Source organism: Caulobacter sp. GW821-FHT10E02 (genome assembly GCF_059415225.1).
Genome location: NZ_JBWKMV010000001.1, coordinates 1020730 through 1046596, shown reverse-complemented (window position 1 = coordinate 1046596; position 25867 = coordinate 1020730). Strand labels below are relative to the sequence as shown.

The 25867-nt window shown below is 68.3% G+C and carries 19 protein-coding genes; 8 read left to right on the top strand and 11 right to left on the bottom strand.

The genetic code is table 11. From position 1 onward, the window contains the following. Positions 1-30: 30 nt before the first annotated feature. The 8 genes from AC07NI_RS04665 (at position 31) to AC07NI_RS04630 (ending at position 12911) form a co-directional block, all read left to right on the top strand. A complete protein-coding gene (locus AC07NI_RS04665; RefSeq protein ID WP_494616525.1) occupies positions 31-972 on the top strand; it encodes an aldo/keto reductase in 942 nt (313 codons plus the stop codon). Next, on the top strand, positions 969-1838 hold the full coding sequence (locus tag AC07NI_RS04660; RefSeq protein ID WP_494616524.1) for an amidohydrolase family protein: 870 nt from the start codon (positions 969-971) through the stop codon (positions 1836-1838). Before AC07NI_RS04665 ends, AC07NI_RS04660 begins: the two co-directional genes overlap by 4 nt. Beyond that, positions 1835-3094, top strand: a complete 1260-nt coding sequence (locus AC07NI_RS04655) for an MFS transporter (RefSeq protein ID WP_494616523.1) — start codon at positions 1835-1837, stop codon at positions 3092-3094. The genes AC07NI_RS04660 and AC07NI_RS04655 overlap by 4 nt, the downstream gene beginning before the upstream one ends. A gap of 116 nt (positions 3095-3210) precedes the next feature. Then, entirely contained in the window at positions 3211-5916 is a 2706-nt protein-coding gene (locus tag AC07NI_RS04650; RefSeq protein WP_494616522.1) for a TonB-dependent receptor, read from the top strand. Positions 5917-6063: 147 nt separating this feature from the next. After that, positions 6064-6789, top strand: coding sequence for an SDR family oxidoreductase (locus tag AC07NI_RS04645; RefSeq protein ID WP_494616521.1), 726 nt, complete (start codon positions 6064-6066; stop codon positions 6787-6789). Next, entirely contained in the window at positions 6789-7631 is an 843-nt protein-coding gene (locus AC07NI_RS04640; protein WP_494616519.1) for a fumarylacetoacetate hydrolase family protein, read from the top strand. The genes AC07NI_RS04645 and AC07NI_RS04640 overlap by 1 nt, the downstream gene beginning before the upstream one ends. 40 nt (positions 7632-7671) lie before the next feature. Continuing rightward, positions 7672-9693, top strand: a complete 2022-nt coding sequence (locus AC07NI_RS04635) for a right-handed parallel beta-helix repeat-containing protein (RefSeq protein WP_494616517.1) — start codon at positions 7672-7674, stop codon at positions 9691-9693. After that, positions 9690-12911, top strand: a complete 3222-nt coding sequence (locus AC07NI_RS04630; RefSeq protein WP_494616516.1) for an alpha-L-rhamnosidase — start codon at positions 9690-9692, stop codon at positions 12909-12911. The genes AC07NI_RS04635 and AC07NI_RS04630 overlap by 4 nt, the downstream gene beginning before the upstream one ends. A gap of 78 nt (positions 12912-12989) precedes the next feature. Here the strand turns inward: AC07NI_RS04630 and AC07NI_RS04625 are convergent, their stop codons facing one another. The 11 genes from AC07NI_RS04625 to AC07NI_RS04575 are packed head-to-tail and all read right to left on the bottom strand — an operon-like array spanning position 12990 to position 25823. Continuing rightward, positions 12990-15068, bottom strand: coding sequence for a glycoside hydrolase family 2 protein (locus AC07NI_RS04625; protein WP_494616515.1), 2079 nt, complete (start codon positions 15066-15068; stop codon positions 12990-12992). 23 nt (positions 15069-15091) lie between these two features. After that, positions 15092-16723 carry a rhamnogalacturonidase gene (locus tag AC07NI_RS04620; RefSeq protein ID WP_494616514.1) on the bottom strand — a complete coding sequence of 544 codons (1632 nt, stop codon included), beginning with the start codon at positions 16721-16723 and terminating at the stop codon, positions 15092-15094. A 56-nt stretch (positions 16724-16779) separates the two neighbouring features. Further along, complete coding sequence (gene lldD, locus AC07NI_RS04615; protein ID WP_494616513.1) at positions 16780-17919, bottom strand: FMN-dependent L-lactate dehydrogenase LldD; 1140 nt, start codon at positions 17917-17919, stop codon at positions 16780-16782. Continuing rightward, positions 17916-18695, bottom strand: coding sequence for a kinase (locus AC07NI_RS04610; protein ID WP_494616511.1), 780 nt, complete (start codon positions 18693-18695; stop codon positions 17916-17918). Before AC07NI_RS04610 ends, lldD begins: the two co-directional genes overlap by 4 nt. Next, the gene (locus AC07NI_RS04605; protein WP_494616509.1) at positions 18679-19635 is read right to left on the bottom strand and encodes a 2-hydroxyacid dehydrogenase; all 957 of its coding nucleotides are present in this window, start codon (positions 19633-19635) and stop codon (positions 18679-18681) included. The genes AC07NI_RS04610 and AC07NI_RS04605 overlap by 17 nt, the downstream gene beginning before the upstream one ends. Before the next feature lie 9 nt (positions 19636-19644). Next, complete coding sequence (locus AC07NI_RS04600; protein ID WP_494618261.1) at positions 19645-20799, bottom strand: fumarylacetoacetate hydrolase family protein; 1155 nt, start codon at positions 20797-20799, stop codon at positions 19645-19647. A 10-nt stretch (positions 20800-20809) separates the two neighbouring features. After that, the gene (locus AC07NI_RS04595; protein ID WP_494616508.1) at positions 20810-21580 is read right to left on the bottom strand and encodes an enoyl-CoA hydratase/isomerase family protein; all 771 of its coding nucleotides are present in this window, start codon (positions 21578-21580) and stop codon (positions 20810-20812) included. An 11-nt stretch (positions 21581-21591) separates the two neighbouring features. Then, a complete protein-coding gene (locus tag AC07NI_RS04590; protein ID WP_494616505.1) occupies positions 21592-22689 on the bottom strand; it encodes an extracellular solute-binding protein in 1098 nt (365 codons plus the stop codon). Further along, positions 22686-23873 (bottom strand): CaiB/BaiF CoA transferase family protein, encoded by a 1188-nt coding sequence (locus AC07NI_RS04585; protein ID WP_494616504.1) that lies wholly within the window; start codon positions 23871-23873, stop codon positions 22686-22688. The genes AC07NI_RS04590 and AC07NI_RS04585 overlap by 4 nt, the downstream gene beginning before the upstream one ends. 23 nt (positions 23874-23896) lie before the next feature. After that, the gene (locus tag AC07NI_RS04580; RefSeq protein ID WP_494616503.1) at positions 23897-24643 is read right to left on the bottom strand and encodes an SDR family NAD(P)-dependent oxidoreductase; all 747 of its coding nucleotides are present in this window, start codon (positions 24641-24643) and stop codon (positions 23897-23899) included. Between the two features lies 1 nt (position 24644). After that, positions 24645-25823, bottom strand: coding sequence for an aldose 1-epimerase family protein (locus tag AC07NI_RS04575; protein WP_494616502.1), 1179 nt, complete (start codon positions 25821-25823; stop codon positions 24645-24647). Between the last annotated feature and the right edge of the window lie 44 nt (positions 25824-25867).

Genomic DNA, 25867 nt, shown 5'->3' with positions numbered 1-25867 from the left:
ACAAGGACGCAAGGGTAGGAAACAGAACGGATGATCACCACACGCCTCGGCGCGCCCCTCTCGCCCCTGGCCCTCGGCGGCGCTTCGCTGGGCGGCGTGTACCACGCCGTGTCGCAAGCCCAGGCCGACGCCGTGGTCGCCGCGACGCTTGAGGCCGGCGTCAACCTGATCGACGTCGCGCCCTATTACGGCCTGACGCGGGCCGAGACGGCGCTGGGCGCGGCGTTGGGGGGCGCGGACCGTGGCTCGTACGTGCTGATGACCAAGATCGGCCGCTATGGCGACAAGGACTGGGACTTCTCGCGCGAGGCCACTTTGCGCAGCCTGGACGAAAGCCTGGGCCGCCTGGGCATCGATCGGATCGACGTCCTGCAATGCCACGACATCGAGCATGGCGACCGCCGCCAGCTGCTGGACGAGGCCCTGCCGACGCTGCGCGAGCTGAAGGCCCAGGGCGTCATCGGTCATGTCGGGATCACCGGCTACGACCTGGCCCTGCTGGAAGAGATCGCCATCGCCGAACAGGTCGATACGGTGATGGCCTACTGCACCTACACCTTGCAGGACCAGCGCCTAGGCCCCGTCTCAAAGAGACTGGCGGCCCATGGGGTCACGGTGTTCAACGCCTCGCCGCTGGGCATGGGCCTGCTAACGGCTGGCGGCCCGCCGGACTGGCACCCCGCGCATGAGAGCGTTCAGGCGGCCGCCGCCGAAGCCGCGCGACGTTGCGCAACGCTGGGCGCGGACCTGTCGTTCACCGCCTTGCAGTTCGCCCTTCAGACCGCCGCCGACACGGGGATCACCTCGACCGTCGTCGGCATGTCCAAGGCCGAGAACCTGCGCCAGAACCTCGCCGCCCTGACCACGCCGCTCGACGCGGCCGTGCTGGCGGCGGTCGAGGAGGCCCTGGCGCCGGTGCTGGACATCGGCTGGGACATCCGGCCCGGCAGCGGCGGCAAGGCTGGCAAATGATCGACGCCCATTTGCATCTCTGGGACCCCGCCCGGCTCGACTACGACTGGCTACGCTTCGTGCCGACCATCGCTGATCGGCAGGGTCCGGAGCAGTGGAGCGCCCAGCGCACCAGCGTGCGTCGGACCGTCTTCGTGCAGGCTGACTGCGCGCCGGATCAGGCGCTGGCCGAGGTCGACTGGGTCACCGAACAGGCGCACCCAGATATTGAAATTCTCGGCATCGTCGCCTTCGCGCCGCTAGAGCAAGGCGCGGCGGTCGCCGACCACCTGGACGCCCTAAGCCAGCGGTCCCTAGTGCGCGGCGTCCGCCGCTCGGTGCAGAACGAGCCCGACGCCTTCATCACCGATCCGCGCCATCTGGACGGCCTGGTCGCGGTCGCCGAGCGCGGCCTGACGATCGACGTCTGCGCGCGCGACCATCAGCTGCCGCTGATCATCGACCTGCTCGACGCCCTGTTCGAGCGCGCGCCCGACACCCGCGTCGTCCTGGACCACCTAGGCAAGCCCGACATCGCCGCTCACACCGGCGACATCCACGGCGCGGACTGGGCCGGCAACCTGCGCCGCCTGGCCGCCTTCCCCAATGTCTTCGCGAAGCTGTCGGGCCTGACCACCCAGGATCACTGGACCGACGGCCGCGACGAGACCCTGGTCCCGTATGTTCGCCACGCCCTGGATTGCTTCGGCCCCGACCGCCTGATGTTCGGCGGCGACTGGCCGGTCGTGGACCTGGCCGGCGGCTACGCCCGCTGGCTGAGTCTGTTCGAGACCACGATCACCGCCCTGCCCCCGAGCGACCGCCTCCGCATCGAGGTCGGGACCGCGACCCAATTCTACGCCCTGACGACGGAGACGCTCGCATGAGCCTGGACACCACTCTCCCCGTCGCTCCTCCGGCCAGCGCCGGCCGCATGCGCCTGCAGCTGTCGCTGATGGTCAACTTCTTCCTGCTGATGGCGCTCTACAGCGGTGTGCTCGGCGTGCTGCTGCCCAACCAGATCGCCGCCCTGAATCCCGGCGAGAAGGCCAACAACCTGGCCCTGCTGTTCGCGATCACCTCGGTGTTCTCGACCCTGACCACGCCGATCGCCGGCGCCCTGTCGGACCGCACCCGCACGCGCTGGGGCCGCCGCTCGCCCTGGATCGCCGTCGCCTCGCTGATCGGCTCGATGGCCCTGTTCGGCGTCTCTTGGCAGACCAGCTTCTGGTCGCTGATGGTGCTGTGGGTGATGGCCACCGTGGCCTACAATTCCATGCAGCCGGCCATGACCACGGTGATCGCCGACCGCTTCGCCCCGGAAACGCGCGGCGCGGTGTCGGGCATCGTCGGCGCGGGCATGACGGCCGGCCTGACCGCCGGCACCGTCGTGGCGGGCTATCTGGCCGGGGCCCAGGTGCTGGCCTACAGCCTGTTCGCGATCGCCATCGCCGTCTCGTGCCTGGCCTTCGTGCTGATCAACCGCGAACCCTCCAGCGCCGAGGCCCCCGCCCGCGCCTTCTCGTGGAAGGCCTTCGCCGCCAGCTTCTGGATCAGCCCCAAGAAGCACCCAGACTTCGCCTGGGCCTTCGCCGGCCGGTTCACGGTCTATATGGGCTATCAGGCCGTGGCAGCCTATCTGCTCTACATCCTGCGCGACTATATCGGCCTGTCGGACGCGGCCTCGAACCGGACCATCGCCAACCTGGCGATGCTGACCCTGGTCTGCCTGATCGTCTCGTCGCTGACCTCGGGCTTCCTGTCCGACAAGTTCCAGCGCCGCAAGCCGTTCGTCATCGCCTCCAGCCTGATCATGGGCTGCGCCATGGTCGCGCCGCTGGTCCTGCCCAACATGACCGGCATGTGGATCTACGCCGGCGTGATCGGCGTCGGCTACGGCATGTTCATGTCGATCGACATGGCGCTGATGACCCAGGTGCTGCCCAAGAGCGCCGTCGGCGACGAGGGCAAGGACCTGGGCGTGCTGACCACGGCGGTCAACATCCCGCAGATCCTCAGCCCGGTCATGGCGGCGGTGCTGCTGCACCTCTTCCACAACAACTACGCGGCCATCTTCGTGGCGGCGATCGTCTTCGTCTTCGCCTCCGCCCTGTGCGTCGCCCCGATCAAAGGTGTGCGCTAAGAGGGCTGCATATTTGTATGACGTATTATGATAACTTGACATACGTCTTACCTGGCCGTAAATACTCTTACTAAGGCCGGGAAACGGCCAAGGGGTTGAAACGACAGGATCCAAGCATGTCCACGAAGACGACTTTGATGGCCGCAACCGCCCTCGGACTCATGGGGGCATGGGCGGCTCCTTCAGCGGTCTGGGCGCAGGACGCCTCCTCGACCGCCGTCGAAGAGGTTGTCGTCACCGGCATCCGCGCCAGCCAGCAACAATCGATCGACATCAAGCGCAACGCGGTCGGCGTTGTTGACTCGATCGCCTCGGAAGACCTGGGCAAGCTGCCCGACCAGAACGTCGCCGAGTCCCTGCAGCGCATCGCCGGCGTGACCATCGAGCGTAACCGCGGCGAAGGCCGCTACGTCTCGGTCCGGGGCTTTGGCCCGAAGTTCAACGCCGTCACCGTCAACGGCCGCACCCTGGCCACCGACAACAACGGCCGCGAGTTCTCATTCGACGTCCTGCCCTCGGAGATCATCTCGGGCGCCGACGTCTACAAGTCGCCGCAAGCCAACATCAACGGCGCCTCGATCGGCGCGACCATCGACGTGCGCACCCTGCGCCCCCTGGAACAGCGCCAGGCGTTCAGCGCCGCCGGTTCGGTCAGCGGCACGTGGGCCGAGCTGCGCGACAAGTACAATCCGGAAGCCTCGGGCGTGCTGAGCTGGCGCAACGCCGACCGCACCTTCGGCGTGGCCGTCTCGGCCTCGTACACCGACCAGAAGGTCCGCGACGACGAGTTCACCATCGGCGCCGGCCACGTGTACCGCTCGAGCACGGACTCCTACTACACCGCCAACGGCGTCACGAGCGGCCGTATCGGCCCCGGCGTCGCGCCGTTCAGCAACATCTCGATGCCCTCGAACCTGTCGCCGTTCTTCTTCGAGCGCGACAAGACCATGCTGGGCCTGAACGGCACCGTTCAATACAAGCCGACCGAGCGCCTGACGGCCACCGTCGACGCCCTGTACGCTCGCGCCAACATCAAGGAACAGCAGACGGGCCTGGCCTATGACTTCGCCGGCGGCACGCTGGTCGAGCAGGTCATCGCGGGCAAGGAAGCGGTCTATCAGCGCTATCAGGGCGGCTTCGTCGACCAGATCATCCAGTACGATCACCGCAAGGTCACGACCGACCAGCTGGGCCTGAACCTGAAGTGGGAAGCCACCGACGACCTGACCCTGACCTTCGACGCCTCGCACTCGAAGGCCGAGCGTCGCGGCAAGGAAGACAACGACTTCACGACCATCCGTCGCAAGAACGTCGACACCTGGTTCGATCGCCGGGGCGGCAACGAGATGTACTCGTACGGCTTCACGAGCCCCAACTACACCAACGCCGCGACCAACCCACAGGGCGTGACCGCCCACTACTACATCTGGGGCGGCGGCTCGGACGTCGACGACGCGATCAACGAGTTCTCGGTCGACGCCAACTGGAAGCCGGAAGGCATGGTGTCGCTGCGCGCCGGCCTGGCTGCCCAGAACCGCAAGAAGACCATCACCGCGATCGAGATGCCGTTCGGCGAGCAGTGCGCCTACTGCGACTCCAACCAGGTGCTGCCGGCCTCGCTGTTCCAGAACACCAACCGCAACTTCTTCGACGGCAAGTACGGCAACACCATCCTGCACGACTGGCTGATCTACGATCCGCGCGCCCTGATCCTGCAGGTCAAGGAATACGCCACCCGCGACGGCAAGGCCTTCAACCCCTCGGTCCCCTCGCCCTCGGCCTCGTCGGTCGTGGATGAGAAGGTGCTGCTGGGCTACCTGATGACCGACATCAAGGCCGACCTCGGCTCGATGCCGCTGGCCGTGAACGTGGGCGTCCGCATCGAGGACACCGACTACACCTCGGCCGGCGCCTCGCGCACGGTGACCAGCGCCAAGCCGAACGGCGCCGGCCAGAACATCATCACGGTGTCGCCGGTCGTGCCGGTCAGCTTCAAGGGCCACTACACGGACATCCTGCCGTCGCTGAACGCCCGCCTGAACGTCACCGACGACTTCATCGTCCGCCTGGCCGCCTCGCGCGTCATGACCCGCCCGACCCTGTCGGACCTGTCGCCGCGCCAGACCATCCAGACCAACCCGGGCAACGAGACCATCCGTCGGGGCAACCCGGACCTGCAGCCCTTCCGCGCCACCCAGATCGAAGGCGGCGCCGAGTGGTACTTCGGCGAGATGTCGCTGCTGTCGGCGGCGGTCTTCTACAAGAACATCGACTCGTTCGTGACCCTGACCACCACGCCGCAGAAGGTCGACCAGGTCACCTTCCAGGTGACGGTGCCCAGCAACGGCAAGGGCGCGGTCGTGAAGGGCTTCGAGCTGGGCTACCGCCAGGTGTTCAACCAGCTGCCCGCGCCGTTCGACGGCCTGGGCGTGCAGACCAGCTTCACCTACGCGGAGTCGAACGCCAACTACACCAACACCGTGGCCAACGTGTCCTACGGTCTGGAAGGCCTCTCCAAGTACTCGTACAGCCTGGTCGGCTTCTACGAGAAGGGTCCGATCCAGGCCCGCGTGGCCTACACCTGGCGTGACAAGTTCCTGCAGGTGGCCTCGGGTCGTAACGGCGAGCCGGAATATTTCGACAGCTACGGCCAGCTGGACGTCGGCGCCTCGTACAACGTTTCGGCCAACTTCACGGTGTTCGTCGACGGTCTGAACCTGACCGACACCGAGGAGTTCATCTACTCGGTCACGCCGGACCGCACGAAGGAGTTCCGGACCACGGGCCGTCGTGTCGCGGCCGGGGTGCGGATGCGCTTCTAAACCTTTCCCCCTCCTGCCAATTTGGTGGACCGCGCCACGTTCGTCGTGGCGCGGTTTTTCTTTGCGGCGATGGCCCCGATCACGCCTTGACGGCCCGGGCCATCGCCACTAGCAAAACATCATACGTCTTATGTTTGAGGTGACGAGATGAGGCTCGCAGGCAAGACCGCCCTGGTGACGGCGGCGGCGCAGGGGATCGGCCGCGCGACGGTCGAGGCCTTCCAGCGGGAAGGTGCGACGGTGATCGCGGCCGACATCCGCACCGAGGCGCTGGAAGGCGTCGCGGGCCTGACCGTCCGCCAGCTGGATGTCACCGACCGCGAGGCCGTCAAGGCCATCGCCGAGGAGTTCCCGAACGTCGACGTGCTCTACAACTGCGCGGGCTTCGTCCATGCCGGCACGATCCTGGACTGCGACGAGGACGCCTGGGACTTCTCCAACGCCCTGAACGTCACGGCCCAATACCGGATGATCCGCGCCTTCCTGCCGCGCATGATCGCCAATGGCGGCGCGTCGATCATCAACATGTCGTCGGTGTGCTCCAGCATCAAGGCGGTGCCCAACCGCTTCGCCTACGGCGCCACCAAGGCCGCCGTCATCGGCCTGACCAAGTCGGTCGCGGCCGACTTCGTGGCCAAGGGCATCCGCTGCAACGCCATCTGCCCGGGCACGGTCGAGACCCCGTCCCTGCTGCAGCGCCTGCGCGACACCGGCGACTTCGACAAGGCCTATGCCGAGTTCACCGCCCGCCAGGCCATGGGCCGCTTCGGGCGCGTCGAGGAACTGGCGGCTCTCGCGGTCTATCTGGCTTCGGACGAGTCTGCCTTCACGACCGGAACCATCAACGTCATCGACGGCGGCTGGGTGAACTGATGAAACTGCTCCGCTTCGGCCCCCTCGGCCAGGAAAAGCCCGGCGTCCTCGACGCCCAGAACCGCATTCGCGACCTGAGCGGCGTCGTGGCCGACATCGGCGGCGAGACGCTGTCCGACGAGGGCCTGGCCAAACTGCGGACGCTCGATCTGGACACCGTGCCGCTCGCGCCCGAAGGCGTGCGCTACGGCGCCTGCGTCGCGGGCGTCAGCAAGTTCCTGTGCATCGGCCTGAACTATGCCGACCACGCCGCCGAGAGCGGCCTGCCGATCCCGGACGAGCCGGTGCTGTTCTCCAAGTTCACCTCGGCCATCTGCGGTCCAAACGACGAGGTCCTGAAGCCTCGCGGCTCGACCAAGCTGGACTGGGAAGTCGAGCTGGGCATCGTGATCGGCAAGACCGCCAGTTACATCGACGAAGCGGACGCCGACGCCCACATCGCCGGCTACTGCATGATCAACGACGTCTCCGAACGCGCCTTCCAGATCGAACGCGGCGGCACGTGGGACAAGGGCAAGGGCTGCGACACCTTCGGCCCGATCGGCCCCTGGCTGGTGACCCGCGACGAGGTTCCCGATCCGGCGAACCTGAAGATGTGGCTGACCGTCAACGGCAAGACGTTCCAGGACGGCTCGACCGCGACCATGATCTTCAAACCGGCCTTCATCGTCGCCTATCTCTCGCAGTTCATGACCCTGCTGCCGGGCGACGTGATCTCGACCGGCACGCCGCCGGGCGTGGGCCTGGGCCAGAAGCCGCCGCTCTATCTCGAGGTCGGCGACGTCATGGAGCTGGGGATTGAAGGCCTAGGCCAGCAGCGGCAGGTCGTCGCTCAGGCCTAGGGCCGCCCTCGACAAGAAGAACAAGACTAGGGAGTTCGTGATGGTCAAAACCCTCCTCGCTCGCGGTATCGCGGCGACCATGGTCTCCGGCGCCGTCCTGGCCTGGACGGCCCTCGCGAACGCTCAAGTGACGCTGCACGTCTCGCCCCAGGGCGACGACAAGAACCCCGGCACGGCCGAGCGCCCGGTCCGCACCCTGCCCCGCGCTCAAGCGCTGGTGCGGGCCAGCAACGCCAAGGCCGACGTCACCGTCGAGGTGGCGACCGGCGAGTACCGGCTGGACAGGCCGCTGGTGTTCACGGCGGCGGACGGCGGCCAGGCCGGTCACCGCGTCACCTGGCGCGGCCAGACCGGCGCACGGCCGCTGGTCTCGGGCGGCTTCGACGTCACGAACTTCGCGGCCTTCGACGCCGACCGCCGGATCTATGTCGCCGACATCCCCAAGGGCCTGGACACGCGCCAGGTCTGGGTCAACGACACCCTGGCCGAGCGTCCGTGGATGGAGATCCGCGCGTCCGATGTCACCTTCAATGCTGCGGGCTTCGAGGTCACCAATCCCAAGCTGACCTTCCTGTCGAGCCTGAAGCACCCGTCGCGGCTGGAGGTCGAGGCCACCGGCTTCTTCACCGACCGCGTCTCGCCGGTGCAGGCCATCGACGGGACCAGGGTGACGATGCGCCAGCCGGCCTGGGACAACAACACCTGGGGCTACGACACGCTGTCCAAGCCGATCTTCCCCGAGGACTCGCGGCTCTTCCTGGTCAACGCCCTGGAGCTGATCGGCAAGACCAATGACTGGCACGCCAAGCCCTATCAGTGGTTCGTCGATCCGGCCGCCGGCAAGCTCTACCTGCGCATCGCCGAGGACGACGACATCAAGACCCTGCGGGTGACCGTCCCCGCCCTGCCCGCCCTGGTCTCGATCGGCGGCACGACCAAGGCGCCGGTGCGCGGGCTGACCTTCGAAGGCCTGCGCTTCTCGTACACCTCGTGGATGGGTCCGTCGGAGCCGACCGGCTACGCCAACCAGCAGAGCGGCGCGTTCCTGAAGGACACCTCGCCCCTGCGCCCGACCGACGCCTGGACCTCGTGCGGCTGGGGCTGTCCCGAGTTCGAGTCCATGCGCCAGAAGTGGAGCCAGATCCCGGCCGCCGTGCAGGTCGCCGCGGCGCAGGACATCGTCTTCACCGGCAACCAGTTCTCGCAGCTTGGCCAGATCGCTCTTGGCATCGGAAACGACGCCAACGCCAACCTCTCGGGCGCCGGCCTCGCCACGAAGGGCGTCCGCGTCAGCCGCAACCTGTTCGCCGTGCTGTCTGGCAGCGCCATCATGGCCGGCGGCGTGCGCGAGGACGCCCACCACCCGTCCGCGCCTGAGCTCACCAATGCCGACCTCGAGATCGCCGACAACACGATCGCCACGGTCAGCCAGGACTACAAGGACAACGCCGCCATCCTGACGACCTACATCGACGGCGCGCGCATCCTGCACAACGAGATCTCGGACGCCCCCTATGACGGCGTCGCGGTCGGCTGGGGCTGGGGCTACAACGACGCCGGCGGCAACCCGAACTACGACGAGAACCAGAAGGGCTACCGCTACAACACCAAGTACGCGACGCCGACCGTGCTGCGGAACACCCTGGTCGAGGGCAACCGCATCCACGGCGTGAAGACCTGGTACATGGACGGCGGCGCCATCTACAACCTGTCGGCCAATCCGGGCTCGGTGATCCGCGGCAACCACATCTTCGACATCGACGGCAAGATCGCCATCTACCTGGACGAGGGCTCCAAGCACTTCCAGGTGACCGGCAATGTCGTCGACACCCAGGGCAAGTGGCTGAACATCAACACCGCCGGCAAGATGTTCCGCCGCAAGATCTCGACCGACAACACCGCCACCGGCAACTGGCACAACTCGCTGCGCACCGGCGGCCGCTGGCTGGCCGAGATCGGCAATGTGGAGAAGGACAACATCTTGGTCCCGACCCGCGACTGGCCCGCTGAAGCCCAGGCGGTGATCGACCAGGCCGGCCCACGTCCGGAGGCCGGCAAATGAGCGTCTCCCGTCGCGGCCTGATGATGGGCGCCGGCCTGGCCGGCGTCGCGGCGGCTTCGCCCGGCTTGGCGCAACAGGCGCTGCAGGGTCCGGCGCTCGAAGTCCTCGACCTCAAGGCCGGCTCTGTCACCGCGCCGATCGGCGTCGAGGACCAGGCCGTGCGCCTGTCCTGGCGGCTGGTCAGTCCCGATCCGGACGTCAAGCAGACCCGCTACGAGATCCAGGCCGCCAGCTCGCGCGAGAAGCTGGAGGCCGGCGACGCCGACCTCTGGAACGCCGGCGAGGTGCTGACCGACCAGTCGATGGACGTCTCGTGGCTGGGCAGCCCGCTGACATCGCGCCAGATCGTCTGGTGGCGCGTGCTGGTGCGCGACAACATGGGCCGCAAGGCGACCAGCGCCATCGCCAGCTTCGAGACCGGCCTGCTGACGCCGTCCGACTGGACCGCCAAGTGGATCGCGGCCGAGAGCGACCTAGCCAAGGCCGACCGCCAGGCGGGCCTCGTCTGGATGCGCGGCGACCGTCCCGCCGACCGCTCGGCGCGCTATTTCCGCCTGGCCTTCGACCTGCCGACGGCGGCCAGTGTCACCCTGTTCTCGATCGCCAACTTCAAGTCCGACGTCTGGCTGGACGGCCAGCCGGTCCAGCGCCCGCCGCACTCGCCCATCGCCTTCGGCGTCGCCCCGATCGCCGAGACCCGCCACAAGCTGGCCGCCGGCCGCCACGTGGTCGCGATCAAGGTCGAGGACCCGACCGGCTTCAACGAACCCAAGCTGCACGAGATCGCCACGGCTGTGATGATCCGAGCCGAATTTCCCGGCAAGGCGCTGCGGATCACCTCGCGCGGCATGAAGACCGCCCTGCACGCGCCCGACGGCTGGATGCGTCCGGGCTTCGCCGACGGCGGCTGGGCCAAGGCCGAGGTCTCGAAGACCCAGCCCCAGGTCTGGCCGGGCTACGGGGCGTTCCTGCTGCGCAAGGACTTCAAGGTCGGCCGCCCCATCGCTCGCGCCCGCCTCTACGCCACGGCCCTGGGCGCCTACGAGGCCCAGATCAACGGCAAGCGGGTCGGTGACGCCCTGCTGACGCCCGAGAGCACCGACTTCCGCAAGACCGCCCTCTATCGCGCCTATGACGTCACCGCGCTGCTGAGCCAGGGCGACAACGCCATCGGCGCCATGGTCGGCGACGGCTGGTATGGCAGCTACCACGCGCCGGCCGGCCGCTACACGTTCGGCGATGCGCCGCTGCGGTTCCTGGGTCAGCTGGAGATCACCTACGCTGACGGAACTCGCGAGGCCGTCGCCAGCGACGAGACTTGGCGCATCGCCCCAGCCCCGATCACCCGCGGCGAGATCTACTACGGCGAGGACTACGACGCCCGCCTGGAGCAGACCGGCTGGGCGACCGCCGGCTTCACCGGTCGAGGCTGGCGCGCGGTCGACATCGCGCCGACACCGCCCTGCGTCCTGAAGGCCCAGACCAGCCCACCGATCCGCCGGATCGAGACCTTGAAGGCCGTCACGATCAAGGCCGTCGGGTCGCGCTATGTCTTCGACTTCGGCCAGAACTTCGCCGGCTGGGCCCGGCTGAAGGTGCGCGGCAAGACCGGCCAGGTCGTCACCCTGCGCTTCGCCGAGGTGCTGACCGCCGACGGCCGCGCCGACCAGTCGAACCTGCGCGCCGCCCGCGCGGCCACGGTCTACACCCTGAAGGGCGACCCGGCCGGCGAGACCTACGAGCCGCGCTTTACCTATTTCGGCTTCCGCTATGTCGAGGTCGAGGGTCTGGCCGAGGCGCTAGGCCGCGCGCCGACGGCCGAGGACGTCGAGGGCATCGTCGTCTCCTCGAACCTGGCCGAGACCGGCCACCTGCGCATCGCCAATCCGGTGATCCAGCAGCTGTGGCGCAACAGCCTGTGGAGCCAGCGCAGCAACTTCATGGGCGTGCCCACCGACTGCCCGCAGCGCGACGAGCGCCTGGGCTGGACCGGCGACGCCAACGTCTTCTGGGACGCGGCGGCCTTCAACATGGACGTCGCCGCCTTCACCGAGCGCTTCGGCCGCGACCTGCGCGACGCTCAAGGCCCGCGCGGCGAGTTCCCGGACTACGCCCCGGCCGGCTGGGCGGACCTCGGCCTCGGCGCCTCGCCCGGCTGGGCCGACGCCGGCGTCATGCTGCCGTGGACGGTCTGGAAGCGCTACAACGACACCGCCATCGTCGACCAGAACTGGGCGGCGATGACGCGCTACCTGGCCTTCATCCGCACCCACAATCCGGACCTGATCTGGCGCAAGGAGCGCGGCTACGACTTCGGCGACTGGGTGGCGCTGGACGCCAAGAACCCCGGCGACGAGACCACGCCCAAGGCCCTGATCGCCACGGCCTGGTGGAAGCGCTCGGTCGAGGCCATGGCCGACATGGCCTATGGCTCGGGCCGCAAGCCGGACGCGGTCCGGTACCGCGATCTCGCGGGCCAGATCACCGCCGCCTTCCAGCGCGAGTTCGTGCGGCCCGACGGGTCGATGGGCAATGGCTCGCAGGCCGGCTACATCCTGGCCCTGCGCTTCGGTCTCGTGCCGGAAGCCCTGCGCGCGGCCGCGACGGCCCATCTGGTGGCCGACATCCGCCGGCGCGGCAACCTGCTGTCGACGGGCTTCCTGGGCACCCCGTTCAGCCTCGACGCCCTGGCCGACAACGACCAGGACAGCGTGGTCTACGACCTGCTGCTGCGCACCGACTTCCCCTCGTGGGGCTACATGATCCGCAAGGACGCCACCACGATCTGGGAGCGCTGGAACGGCGACGTGGGCGACGTGTCCATGAACTCGTTCAACCACTACGCCCTAGGCGCGGTGACTGGTTTCGTCTTCCGTCGCATCGCCGGCATCGAGCCGATCCGCGCGGGCTTCCTGTCGTTCCGCTTCGATCCGGTGCTGGACCCGCGCGTGCCGAAGGGCGGCGGGGACTATGACAGCGTGCTGGGGCGGATCAGCACGGACTGGGAGCTGAAGGCGGACGGCGGGTTCGCGCTGCGGCTGGTCGCGCCGACCAACAGCCGGGCCGAGGTGCATGTGCCGGCGAAGAGCGTCGACGCCGTCCGCGTCAACGGCGTCCCTGTCGCTCAGGCGCCAGGCGTGACGATCCAGGGCCTGAAGCGTGGCCGATTGGTGCTGGAGATCGGCTCCGGCGATCACCGGTTCGAGACGCGCGCGTAAGACCTCCCCTGCTACGCAGCACGAAAAAGCCCTCCCGCGACGATCGCGGGAGGGCTTTCTTGTTTCTGGTTCAGCGGCTTAGGGGTTGGTCCTGTAGGTCCACCGCACGCTGTCGCTCAGCGCCTTCCCCGCGCCTTGCGTCTCCGCCTCGACCACGTTCTCCCCCGTCGCCAGGTCGATCTCCCACAGCGCGATGTGGTCATCCACCGCCACGCTCGCCCACTCCCCGCCGTTCAGCCGCAACCGCACCGACGGCTGGTTCGAATAGACCTTCACCTTCACGTGCTTGGTCCGCTTGTTCACGTCGCGCGAGCTGGTGATGTGCAGCATCGGGACCTCGGACCAGTTAGCCTGGTACCAGTAGTAGGCATCCTTGCGGACCTTGCGGTCCTCGGTCACCAGGCCCTTGTCGTTGATCGCCGGGCGGTCGCCCTCGTTGCGCTTGAACGACGGGAAGTCGAAGCCGACCCAGATGAAGTTCGACCACAGGAACGGGCGCTTCTTCAGCTCGCGCCAGTGGACCTCGTGGAAGCCGGTCTGCCACTGCTCGGGATGCCAGTAGCCGTCTGCCACGGGGCGACGCAGCACCGGGTCTTCCTGATGCAGGATGCTGGCCCCGGCCCCGTATTCGCTGACCCCGATCGGTCGTTTGGGCAGGCGCGCATGCAGGTCGTCCGCCCACGGACCGATGTCCTTGCTCTCGGTCCAGTACCAGCCGAAATAGCGGTTGTAGGAGACCGTATCGCTGTGTTGGGCGATCGGGTCGTCGTCCTTCAGGCAGCAGTGGGCGTAGGTCGTCGGCCGGGTCGGGTCGAGGTCCTTGGCCGTCGATTGCAACGCCGCCAGCAGCTTGTTGGGCGCCTCGCCCGAGGCGCGCAGCTCGTTGCCGATGCCCCACAGCGCCACCGACGGGTGGTTGACGTTCTGGGCGATCAGCTCGCGCATCTGCTGGACGAGGTTCTCGCGGAAGGCGTCCGACGGATCGATGTCGTCGATCAGCGGCACTTCGGTGGTCAGCAGGATCCCCAGGCGGTCGGCCGCGTCGTAGACCCGCTGCGGGTGCTGCATATGGGCCAGCCGCAGGGCCGTGACGCCCATCTCGGACATGATCTGCATGTCCTCATCGATCTCGGCGTCGCTGATGATCGGGCCCTTGCCGAAGCGGGTCGGCATCTGGATGTTGGCGCCATAGAGGGCGTAGGGCTTGCCGTTCAGCAGGAACCGCCCCTCCCCGTCCAGGCCAACGGTGCGGACGCCCAGCGGGACCTCGGCGGTGTCCACGAGCTTGCCGTCGATCCGCACCTCGGTGCGCAGGCGGTAGAGATAGGGCGAACGCCGGCCCTCCCACAGCCTGGGCTTCTTCAGCACCAAGGCCTGCGGTACCGTCTGGCTCTGGCCGGCCGCGAGACTGACCGAGCCCTTGGCTTGAGCCGCCACCACGCCCTTGGCGTCGAGGATGGTGGTTACGACCTGGACGCTGGCGGCCGCCCTGCGATCGTTGCGGACCAGCACCTTGGCGGCGATCTTCGCCTGGCCGGCGCTCAGGGCTTCGGTGCGGCCATAGAGTCCGGGACCGCCCCAGTCGCCGAGGTCCACATGGACGTCCGAGGTCTCGACCAGCTTCACCGCGCGATAGAGGCCACCGAACACATTGAAGTCGCCGTTCAGCGGCGCGAAACGGGTGTTGCGGGCGTTGTCGACCCGCACGGCCAGCACGTTGCGGCCGGCCTTCAGCGCCTCGGTGACGTCATAGCGAAAGGCCGCGTAGCCGCCCTCGTGCGTGCCCAGCTTTTGGCCGTTGAGATAAACGTCGGCCCTCAGCGCCGCGCCGTCGAACTGCAGGAAGTAGCGCTGCCCGGCCTTGGGCGCATGGTCCAGCGCCAGGCGGTACCAGGCCGGTCCACGATAATAGACGCCTTCCGGCTCACCCCGCGCCTTGGCCCCGCCGATACCGGAGTCGGCGATGTTGTAGGTGTGCGGCGTCGAGACCACGCTCCAGGCCTTGTCGTCGAAGGCCACGGCCTCGGCGCCGGCGGCGTCGCTGCGCACGAAGCGCCAGCCGTCGCTCAACGGCTTGACCTCGGCGGCCTGGGCCGCGCTGAACGCCAGGACGGCGAGGCCGGCCAGCAGGCCGGCGCGGAACGATCGAGGGGTCATGGCGTCTCTCTTGAATTCGATGTTCAGGTCAGGCGCTCGACGTCACGTACACGCACTTCGCGGCTGCGCACGGCGCGGACGGCCGAGCCGGGCGCGAGGCTGGAGCTCAGGCCGTCGATGGTCGCGCCCTGCACGTCGTCCAGCACCACGGCCGGCCGCGCGTCGGGCTTGTCGACCGTGAAGCTAACGTCCTTGACGCTAATGTTGCGGGCGTGGCGCACCCACAGGCCGTGAGCCGGGAACGCGCCCATGAAGCTTGGCTCCAGCGACGACTTGGGCCGCTCCTCGATCTGACGCTCCGCATCCTCGCGCGTGCCACCGCCGGCCGAGCGCACATGAATGTCCGAGAAGCTGACGTCCTCGATGATCCCGCCAGGGATGCCCACGACGCCGCTGGCATAGGGGCCGCGCGCGCCCGAGACGTTGATGTTCGAGAACCGCACGCGCCGTACCTGCGACGGGCCATTGCCCTCCGGCGCGCGGTTGCGGGCCGACAGGCGCACGAAGATCGGGTGGTTGACCGGGTTGCGCAGCAGGATGTTCGAGAACGTCACGTCCTCCAGGATCCCGCCGTCGATCGCGCCCAGCTGAAGGCCGCGCGTGTTCTCGCAGACGCAGTCCGAGATCAGGATGTTGCGAAAGCCAGCCACGCTGTCGGTGCCCAGCTTGATCCGCCCCAGCACCCCGATGTCGTCCACCGACATGTAGGGCGACGGCTGATAGGTCCCGTCCACCACCGTGCCCAGCAGGTAGCCGCTGGTCTTGCAGCCGATGACGCTGACGTCCTCGCAGAAGCGCGGTTCCTGCAGGGCCATGCTGCTCTTCAGGACGATGGCGTCGTCCTTGGGGGCGTTGACGATGCAGTTGGTGACCTTCACGTCGCGGCAGCAGTCGATGTCGATGCCGTCGCGATCGGTGTCGACGGTCAGGCCATCGATGCGCACATTGGTCGAGCCCAGCACGTAGCAGGCGAAATGGCCGCCTTGCAGGATGGTGAAGTCGCGCAGCAGCACGTTGCGGCAGCGGATCAGGCCGATGCCCTTGTTGCCGCGCCCCTCATAGGCCATCTCGCGCGGGATCGCCCGGCGGGCGGCATCGGGGCCGAGGCCCTGCTCGGCCGGCGACTTCCAGCCCGCGATGCCGTGCCAGCGCGGCGCCGGCCCTTCGCGGTCCAGGCCCAAGCCGTGGATCAGGCCCTTGCCGATGATGGCGACGTCATTGACCCCGTCACCATAGATCAGGCTGTTGTGGAAGTGGCTGACGCCATAGTCCTGATATTGCTCGTCATAGACGCTCTCGGGCAGGTCGTAGCGGCCGGCGTGCTTGCGCGGATCGGCGGCCTCGATCACCGAGCCGTTCATCAACACCAGGGTGATGAAGCTCTTCAGCCGGATCGAGAAACACAGGTAGTGGCCTGGCGGCACGACGACCGTACCGCCACCAGCGGCGGCCGCAGCCTCGATCGCGCGGTTGATGGCGTCGGAGTCGATGGCGATCCCGTCGCCGACCGCGCCGTAGTCGCGGATGTCGTAGAAGCCCTTCAGCGAGCCAGCGGCCCGCACCAGGGACGGACTGGCCGCCATGGCCGCGCCCAGGCCCAGGGTCACGAACCGACGGCTGAACTCCGCCCTATGGCCCAACGCGTCGTCCGCCATGCCTCCCCGCCTCTTCTTGTTTGAGGGCGGCATGTTGTATGATGTATTATCTTATATCAACCCATCTTCGCCAGGATGTCGGCGGAGATTTCCGCCGTGGAGGTCACCCCGGTCAGGGCCATGGCCACGCGCATCTCGGCCGCGATCAGCTCCAGCAGGCGCGTCACGCCCGCCTGCCCGCCCGCCGCCAGCGCGTAGACATAGGCCCGGCCCAGCATGACGCCATCAGCGCCCAGGGCCAGCATCCGCACGACGTCCAGGCCCGTGCGCACGCCACCGTCGACCAGCACGGTCATCCGGTCGCCCACCGCCTGCGCGATCGGCGGCAGCGCTCGCGCGGTCGAGAGCACGCCGTCCAGCTGCCGACCGCCGTGGTTGGAGACCACCAGGCCATCGGCGCCGAAGCGCAGGGCATCGCGGGCGTCATCAGGGTCGAGGATCCCCTTGATGATGATCTGGCCCTTCCAGACGTCGCGGATCCACTCCAGGTCCTTCCACGAGATCGACGGATCGAAGTTCTCGCCCAGCCAGCCGATATAGTCCGCCAGGCCCGTGGCCTTGCCCCGATAGGCCGAGATGTTGCCCAGGTCGTGCGGACGGCCGTGCAGGCCGACGTCCCAGGCCCAGCCGGGCTTGAACATCGCCTGCTTCATGCGCCGCACGCCCGACCACGGCCCACTCATCCCCGAGTGCGGGTCGCGATAGCGCGAGCCGGGCACCGGCATGTCGACCGTGAAGACCAGCTTGGTCACGCCCAGCGCCATGGCCCGCTCCAGCGCGTCGCGCATGAAGGCGCGGTCCTTCAGCACGTAGAGCTGGAACCAGATCGGCCGGCCCGACGCCTCGGTGACCGCCTTGAGGTCGCAGACGCTGACGGTGGACAGGACGTACGGGATGTTGGCCGCCGTCGCCGCGCGGGCCACCTGCAGCTCGCCGCGCCGGGCCGCCATGCCGCCCAGGCCGATCGGGGCCAGCAGCACCGGCATCGCCAGGGTCTCGTCGAACAGCTTGGTCTCGAGGCTGCGGGCGGAGACGTCGCGCAGCACCCGCTGGCGCAAGGCGATGCCGGCCAGGTCGTCGACATTGCTGCGCAGGGTCTTCTCGGCGAAGGCCCCGCCGTCGATATAGTCGAACAGGAAGCGCGGCAGGCGCCGCTGAGCCGCCGCGCGGAAGTCGGTCGTCGAGGCGATGATCATGTGAGGCCGCGTTGCTCGTCCAGCCGCAGCGTCAGGTCCGCATAGGCCGGCATGTCGGAAAGGATGTGACGGGTCAGGCGCTCGTAGTGCTGGATGAACACGCCGATCTCGGCGTCGCTCATCGTCCGCGCGCCCTCGCCCACGCGGGCTTTGAGCTCGTGCTCCTGCTGGATGCGCCAGTCGCGCACGACCTCGAAGCCGGGCGCGGCGAGTAGCACCAGACGGTCGATCCGCGCGAACAGGTCGGCATAGTCGGTGGCCAGGGCGAGGTTCACGCAGCGCCGCCAAGTGGCGTCGGGGTCGCGCTCGACCTCCAAGGCGTTGATTGGAGTACCCAGGGCCGTGTCGTCCTGGGCGCGCGCGCCAACGCACCAACCCTCGAAGATCAGCACGTCCAGCCGCCCCTTCACCGGCGTGCCAGCCGGCGCGGGATCGTCGGTGGCCTTGTCGAAGCGCGGGAGCACGACGTCAGCGCCGGCGCGGACTTGGTCCAGCAGACGGACACCCAGTCCAGTGTCATGCGTCCCCGGAACACCGCGCGTGGCGAACAACGGATGGACGATCTCGCCGAGCCGCGCCCGTTCGGCATGGGACAGGTAGAGGTCGTCGATCGACAGCGTCGCCGCCCGTAGGCCCTTCGCGGTCAAGCGTTCCGCTAACCCCTCGGCCAGGGTCGACTTGCCCGAGCCCTGCGCGCCGCAGACGCCCAGGACGAACGGCCCGTCGCCGCGCCAGCCGTCCAGCGCCCGCTCGACGACGTCAAGCGACCCGGTCATGAGGCGGCTTGCCGTCGAAGAAGGCGTCGAGATTGTCGGCGGTCCGCATGCCCATGGCCGTGCGGGTCTCCAGCGTCGCGCTGCCCAGGTGCGGCAGCAGCACTGTGTTGGGCGCGGCCAGCAGCAGCGGGTTCACCTTGGGCTCGCCCTGATAGACGTCGAGGCCCGCCCCGGCGATGACGCCGTCGATCAGGGCCTGGGCCAGGTCCGCTTCGTTCACGACCGAGCCGCGCGCGGTGTTGATCAGAATCGCCGTCGGCTTCATCCGCGCCAGCAGCGCGCCGTCGATCAGGTGATGGGTCTCGGCGCCGCCCGGCGTGTGCAGCGACAGTACGTCCGAGGCCGCGGCCAGGCTTTCCAGGCTCTCGTGATAGGTAGCGCCGTCTTCGTCCGCCACGCGCCGGCGGCTGTAGTAGGCGAGCTCCATGCCCAAGGCCGCCTTGGCCCGCTGGGCGGTGGCGCGGGCGATGCGGCCGTAGCCCACCAGACCCAGGGTCTTGCCGGCCAGCGACTGGCCCAGCAGGTGCGTCGGCCGCCAGCCGGCCCAGCGGCCCTCGCGCAGCTCGCGCTCGCCCTCTCCGGCCCGCCGACTGGTCATCAGCATCAGCAGCACGGCCAGCTCGGCCGTCGCGTCCGTCAGGACGTCGGGCGTGTTGGTCACCACGACACTAGCGGCCTTGGCGGCCTCCAGGTCGATATGCTCGAAGCCCGCACCGTAGTTGGCGACGATCTTCACCCGTGCGCCCGGCGTGCTCAGCACCTCGGCCGGCATCTTGTCCGACACCGTCGGGCACAGGGCGTCGTACTCGGTCATTGCCGCTTTCAGCTGGTCGACGGTCAGCGGCGTGTCGGTGGCGTTCAGCGTCACGTCGTAGCGCGCGGCCAGGCGCTGCTGGACGGCCTCGGGCCAACTGCGGCTGATCAGGATCTTCGGCTTCATCGTCTCGTCCTAGATCAGGCCGCGACCGGCCAGGTTCCGCATCAGGTCGGCGACGCCGAAGGTCCACGGCTCGCAAACGTCGGTTGGGCGCACGCGGTTGACCAGCGCGCCCAGCTCGTCGCAGGCGATGCGGACCACGTCGTTCGTCGCGTGGGTGAATCCCTTGCCGCTTTCGTAGCGGTCCTCGACCGGGGCGAACAGGGTCCCCAGGAACAGCACAAGGCCGTCGGGATAGCGGTGATGCTCATTGATCGCCTGGGCGACAAGGTCGGCCGGCGCGCGGCTGATCTCGCTGAGCGACGAACGCCCCCGCATGACGAAGCCGTCCTCGCCGGTCACGGTGAGAGCGATCTCCAGCCGGCCGACGGTGTCGAGGTCGAAGCCCTCGTCGAACAGCCTCACGAACGGGCCGATGGCCGCGGCGGCGTTGTTGTCCTTGGCCTTGCCCAGCAGCAGGGCCGAGCGGCCCTCGACGTCGCGCAGATTGACGTCGTTGCCCAACGCCGCGCCGACGATCCGACCGCTGGACGAGACGGCCAGCACCACCTCGGGCTCGGGATTGTTCCAGGTCGAGGCCGGGTGCACGCCGACATCCGCGCCCGTGCCGACCGACGACATCGGCTGGCCCTTGGTGAAGATCTCGGCGTCGGGACCTATGCCGACTTCCAGATATTGGCTCCAGGCGCCGGCGGCGATCAGGGTCGCCTTCAGCGCCGCCGCCTCGGGCGAACCGGGCTTCAGCCGCCGCAGGTCGTCGCCGACCAGATCACGGATCTGGCCCCGCAGGCCAGCAGCGGCCGAGAGGTCGCCCCGCGCCCGCTCCTCGATCACCCGCTCCAGCATAGAAGTGACGAAGGTGACGCCGGCGGCCTTCACGGCCTGCAGGTCGATCGGCGACAGCAGCCAGGGCTTGGCGGGATCGCGGGTATCTGGATCGGTGTTGGCCAGGACGTCGGCCAGCAGGCCAAGGTCCTCGCCCTCGGCGGCGCGCAGGGCACCAGCCGGGTCGTCGACCTCGCAAAGATCGCGGCCCGTCGGGAAGGCCCGCGAGACGTCGGTCAGGCGCTCGCCATCGACGCGGACCACCGCCGGGCCGGCCGGCGTCCAGACGCGGCCGAACAACAGGGCCCGCGTGTCGGCGGGCAGGATGTCGGAGGGTTGCAGACGCATGGCTCTACCGGCGCTTGAACACGGGCGAACGCTTCTCGGCGAAGGCCGCGCGGCCCTCGGCGGCGTCCTGGGTGGCGAAGCAGATGGTCTGCAGGTCGCGCTCATATTCCACGGCCTTTTCGTAGGGCATGGCGTGGGCGGCCTTCAGGTTCAGCTTGGCGGTCTCGGCGGCGATCGGGGCGCGCGAGGCGATGGTCTCGGCCAGGGCCTTGGCGCGGGCAAGCAGGTCCTCGGGCGCGACGACCTCGCTGACCAGGCCCCACTCGCGGGCGCGTTCGGCATCGACAGGGTCGCCGGTCAGGATCATCAGCGCCGCATTCGACGCGCCAATCGAGTGGACCAGCCCCGCCGCCATGCCACCGCCGCCGATCCAGCCCAGCTTGATCTCCGGCGCGGCGAACTTGGCGTTGGTCGAAGCGATGCGGATGTCGCAGCTCATCGCCGTCTCCAGCCCACCACCCAGGGCGTAGCCATTGACCGCCGCGATCGTCGGCTTGCGGCATAGGCGGACCGCGTCGCAATAGTCGCCACGGTTCCGGAAGTCCCAGGGGGTCTCGTAGCTGTCCAGGGTCGAGATGTCCGACCCGGCGCAGAAGGCCTTCTCGCCCGCGCCGGTGATGACCACGCAGCGGATGGTGTCGGAGGCGTCGACCTCGGCGATCGCCGCCTCGACGGCCTTGGCCATGTCGGGCGTGACCGCGTTCAGCTTCTGCGGGCGGTTCAGGGTGATGACGGCGACGTGGCCCGTCACATCGAACAGAACGTCTTGGCTCATCTCGCAGTCCTTTAGATCTCAGCGCCGGCGGGGCGGTGGCGCTCGAACAGCGCTTGCAAGTCGTCCAGCACGACATCGGCGGGCTCGCCGGCGTCGAGACCGACGCGGATGCGCTGCGAGGCCGCCGTCTGGAAGGCGATGGCCCCGTCGTGGCGCGGCCGCAGGCTCGCCCCGTCCAGGGTGGCGTAGGTGTCGGCATAGAACCCGCCCCAGCGCGCGTTGACCGCCGGATGGCGCCAGGCGCTCTTCAGGGCCGGCTGGCCTTCGTGCTCGGGGATGAAGCCGCGCTGGGCCTCGTCCGACATCAGCCAACGCAAGTGGTCCAGCAATTGCGGCGTCACCTCGCATCGACGCGAGACGCCAATACCCGTGCCGCCCAGGATCGATCCCACCGGCCCGTCCGCCGTCACGCGCGGCGCGTCGGCGAAGCTCAAGGACCCGCCGGGGGCGTAGTTTACATAGCCGTAGACCAGCGGGCAGACCGCGACGTCGTCGTGGCGGCTCATGTGCTCCAGGATGCCGATCGGGTTGAGCGACTGAAGGGCCTGCGGGCTGTTCGCCGCCAGCCGGCTCAGCAGATCCCAGGCCGCGCGAGCCTCAGGACGGTTGCGGAAGGTCCCGCCATGCGCCGCGCAGATCGACTGGAAGGTCAGGGCCGCGTGCGGACCCGAGAGCGACATCGCCACGACGCCGGCCTCGGACAGCCGCGCGACCTCGTCCCACTGCACCGGCGGAGCATCTAGGCGGTCGCGGCGCCAGGCCATGACCTGGGTGGCCGCGTCCTGAGGCAGCGCCCAGTGCTGACCGGCATAGTGGTAGCTGACCATGCTCTTGCCCATGGCCTGGTCGCGCCAAGCGGCGATCTCCCCGGGCGCGAACAGCTCTTCCAGCGGCCGCAGACAATCTGCCGCCACGGCCTCGCCGACGTGCGGATGATCCAGCACCACAAGGTCGTAGAGCGCACACTGCTCGCCGATCGGCCGTTCCTCGAAGCCCTCCAGCGAATGGCGATCCCAGGTCAGCGAGAGGTTGCGCGCCTGCGCGGCGGCGGCCTCCAGGGCCTTGTAGCCGCGCGGATGATCCCAGGTCAGGCCGCGATAGGCCGTCATGCCGAACGGACCACGCCGGCCTGGATCAGGGCCTCGATATCTTCCGCCGAGCGACCGGCTTCGGCCAAAATCTCGCGGGTGTGCTCGCCGACCAGCGGCGCCCCACGGTCGATGGTCGAAGGCGTCTTGGAGAACTTGATCGGGAAGCCCGGAACCTTCACCCGGCCTTCCGTGGCGTGGTCGTACTCGACGAACGTGCCGTTGTGCTGGATCTGCGGATCCTGGACGAGATCGGCATAGCCGTAGACCGGGCCGCACCAGATGTCGTGCTCGCGGAACAGGGCAAGCCACTCGGCGCTGGTGCGGTTGACGAGGCGCTTGCGGACGCAGGCGAAGATCTCGTCGCGGTGCGTCCAGCTGTCGGTCTCGTCGTCCAGGTCGGCGAAGAACGGCTCCTCGATCAGCTTGCCCAGGGTCTTCAGCGAGGCCATGGCGATCGAGATGTAGCCGTCGGCGGTCTGGTACACGCCGTAGGGCGCGCGGATATAGGTGTGGGCGTGCGGCTCGGCCGAGCGGGTCTGCGGCTTGCCGCCGACCGTGAACACCGACAGCTCCTGCATCTGGATGGTGGTGATGGCGTCCAGCATGTTGATCTGGACCAGCTGCCCCTCGCCCGTCCGCTCGCGATGGAACAGGGCCGCCAGGGCGCCCTCGAAGGCGGTGTAGGCGGTGATGGCGTCGACGAGGTACTGGCCGGCCGGCTGCGGCGGCTGGTCGGCCGACCCTGCGGACATCATCGCCCCCGACATCGCCTGCAGCAGCAGGTCCTGGCCGGGATAGTTCTTGTACGGCCCGTCCTCGCCATAGCCCGACATCGAGACGTAGATCAGCCGCGGATTGATCTTCGACAGGGTCTCGTAGTCGACCCCCAGCCGCTGGGCGACGCCGGGGCGGTAGTTCTGCAGGAAGACGTCGGACGTCTTGACCATTTCCAGCAGCAGGGCCTTGCCCTCGGCGCTCTTCAGGTCGACGGCCAGCGAGCGCTTGTTGCGGTTCAGGGACAGGAACGAGACATTGATCTGATTGCCGCGCGCCCCGCCGGCCGCGACGTGGCGCTGCCACTCGCCGGTGGTCGGCTCGACCTTGATGACGTCGGCGCCCATGTCGCCCATGCGTTGGGCGGCGAACGGGCCGGCCATGGCGATCGAACAGTCGAGAACGCGAATTCCGCTCAGGATACCCATTTCAGAACAAACCTTTGGCTGGATCAGCTCATCACCCAGCCGCCGTTCACGTGCAGCGTCTGGCCGGTGATGAAGCCCGCCGCGTCGGCGGCGAAGAAGGCGATGGCGTGGGCGATGTCGCCGACATGGCCGCGGCGCTTGATGGCCTGGCTGTCGAGGACGTGGCGGGTGTAGCCCTCGGGATCGGGATGGATCTTCTCGGCGTCGGTCGGGAAGGCGCCAGGGGCGATGGCGTTGACGGTGATCCCGTACGGCCCGAACTCGCGCGCCCAGGCCCGCGTCAGGCCGATCAGCGCGCCTTTGGACGCGACATAGGGCGACAAGTTCGCCCACTCGCCCGAGATAGTGATGCTGGAGATGTTGACGATGCGGCCAAAGTCCTTGGCGCGCATGGCCGGCAAGGCCTCCTGCACCGCCACGATCGCCGCGTCGACATTGACCCGCTGGACCATCTGGTGGTCCTCGATCGTGTACTCTTCGAACGGCCGCGACGGGTAGATGGCGGCGTTGTTGATCACCACGTCAAAGCCGCCGACCTGCGCCAACAACGCGCGTAGGTCGGCGCGGAAGCCCTCCAGGTCGGAGAGGTCCGAGGTCGAGACGATCAGCTTGCCGGTGGCCACGCCCTCGGCGGCGGCCTTCAACACCTCGACCTTGACCGGGTCGTTGTCGATGGCGACGACGGTCGCACCGCGTTCCATCAGCTGCAGCGTGGTCTGCTGACCGAGACCCCCAGCAGCGCCCGTGTAGAGGACGACCTTGCCCTCCATCTCAGCGCCCCCCGATGGCGGGATAGACGCCGGACGGCGCGGGATAGTCCTCTGCCGGCTGGCGGGCGATACCTTCGATGCGGGTCACGGCTTCGGACACCGCCGCGGCGTCGGGCAGGATGCGGAAGACGCTGTCGTAGCGGCGCTCCTCGCCGTGCTCGAGCTCGATCAGCTCACCGCGCTCGCGGGCGAAGTCCTTGCCCAGCACGTGGTTGGTCGAGGGCTCGATACCCAGGGCGTAGTGGCCGGCGTGCAGGTTCTGCCACTCGTACATGGCCGGGAACTGCGACTTCAGGGTCTGGACCTCGAAGCCGAAACCCAAGGCCTCGTTGACCAGGGCGACATTGACCTTGCCCTCGGCGTCGGGGGCCATGTCGTGCTGCCAGACCTGTTCGTGGAAGTTGCGGATCGGCGCCGACAGCGTGCGGTAGCCGACGCCCTGCTTCTGGTAGTCCTCGCCTGCATGGGCGGCCCAGACCACGTCGCGGATCGGGGCCACATAGCGCGAGCCCTCGGCCAGCACCGGATAGCCGACATTGATGTGGTAGCAGTACATGTGCGGCGTCTTGTAGAAGCCGTGATTGACCACCCGATCGTGCAGGCGGATCTCGTCGGAGCCGACGGTCGCCTCGATACGGCGGATCAGGTGCAGGTCCTCGCCGAACACCGTCGACTGCTGGACGACGCCCTCGGCCCACAGGATGCACTCATCACCCTCCCAGCGTTCGCCATAGCCGGTCAGGCGCGCGGGGATCGTGCCGACGCGGCCGTGCAGCGACGAACTGACCGTCTTCTTGGGGTCGTAGAAATAGTGGCCCGCCGGGTCGTCGTGCATGAACAGCACGTGGTCCAGGCCGCAGGTGACCATCAGGCCCGAGAACGACCGGAACCACGAGAGGCCGCCCTCCCCCTCGTATTCGTGCAGGCCCGGATGGCGGAAGCCCGACGGCGAGTGCCAGCCGACCGCGCGACCGTTGTGCTCGCACTCGGCGATGTCCATGGCCCGGTCGACCAGGACGGTGAAACGCAGACCCGTGCCGGTACGGAATTCCAGCTGCCGCACGCCGCGCTCGACGCCGTCGCCCAGGGTCGAGAGGCGGACACCGGCGAACTGCGACAGCGAACCGGTATGTTCGGCTAGCGTGCGTCGGCTCAGACTCCGTCCATACAACTCGGGCACGCCTTGCCTCCCCGGCAACGATCTCTATAAGATAATATGTATGA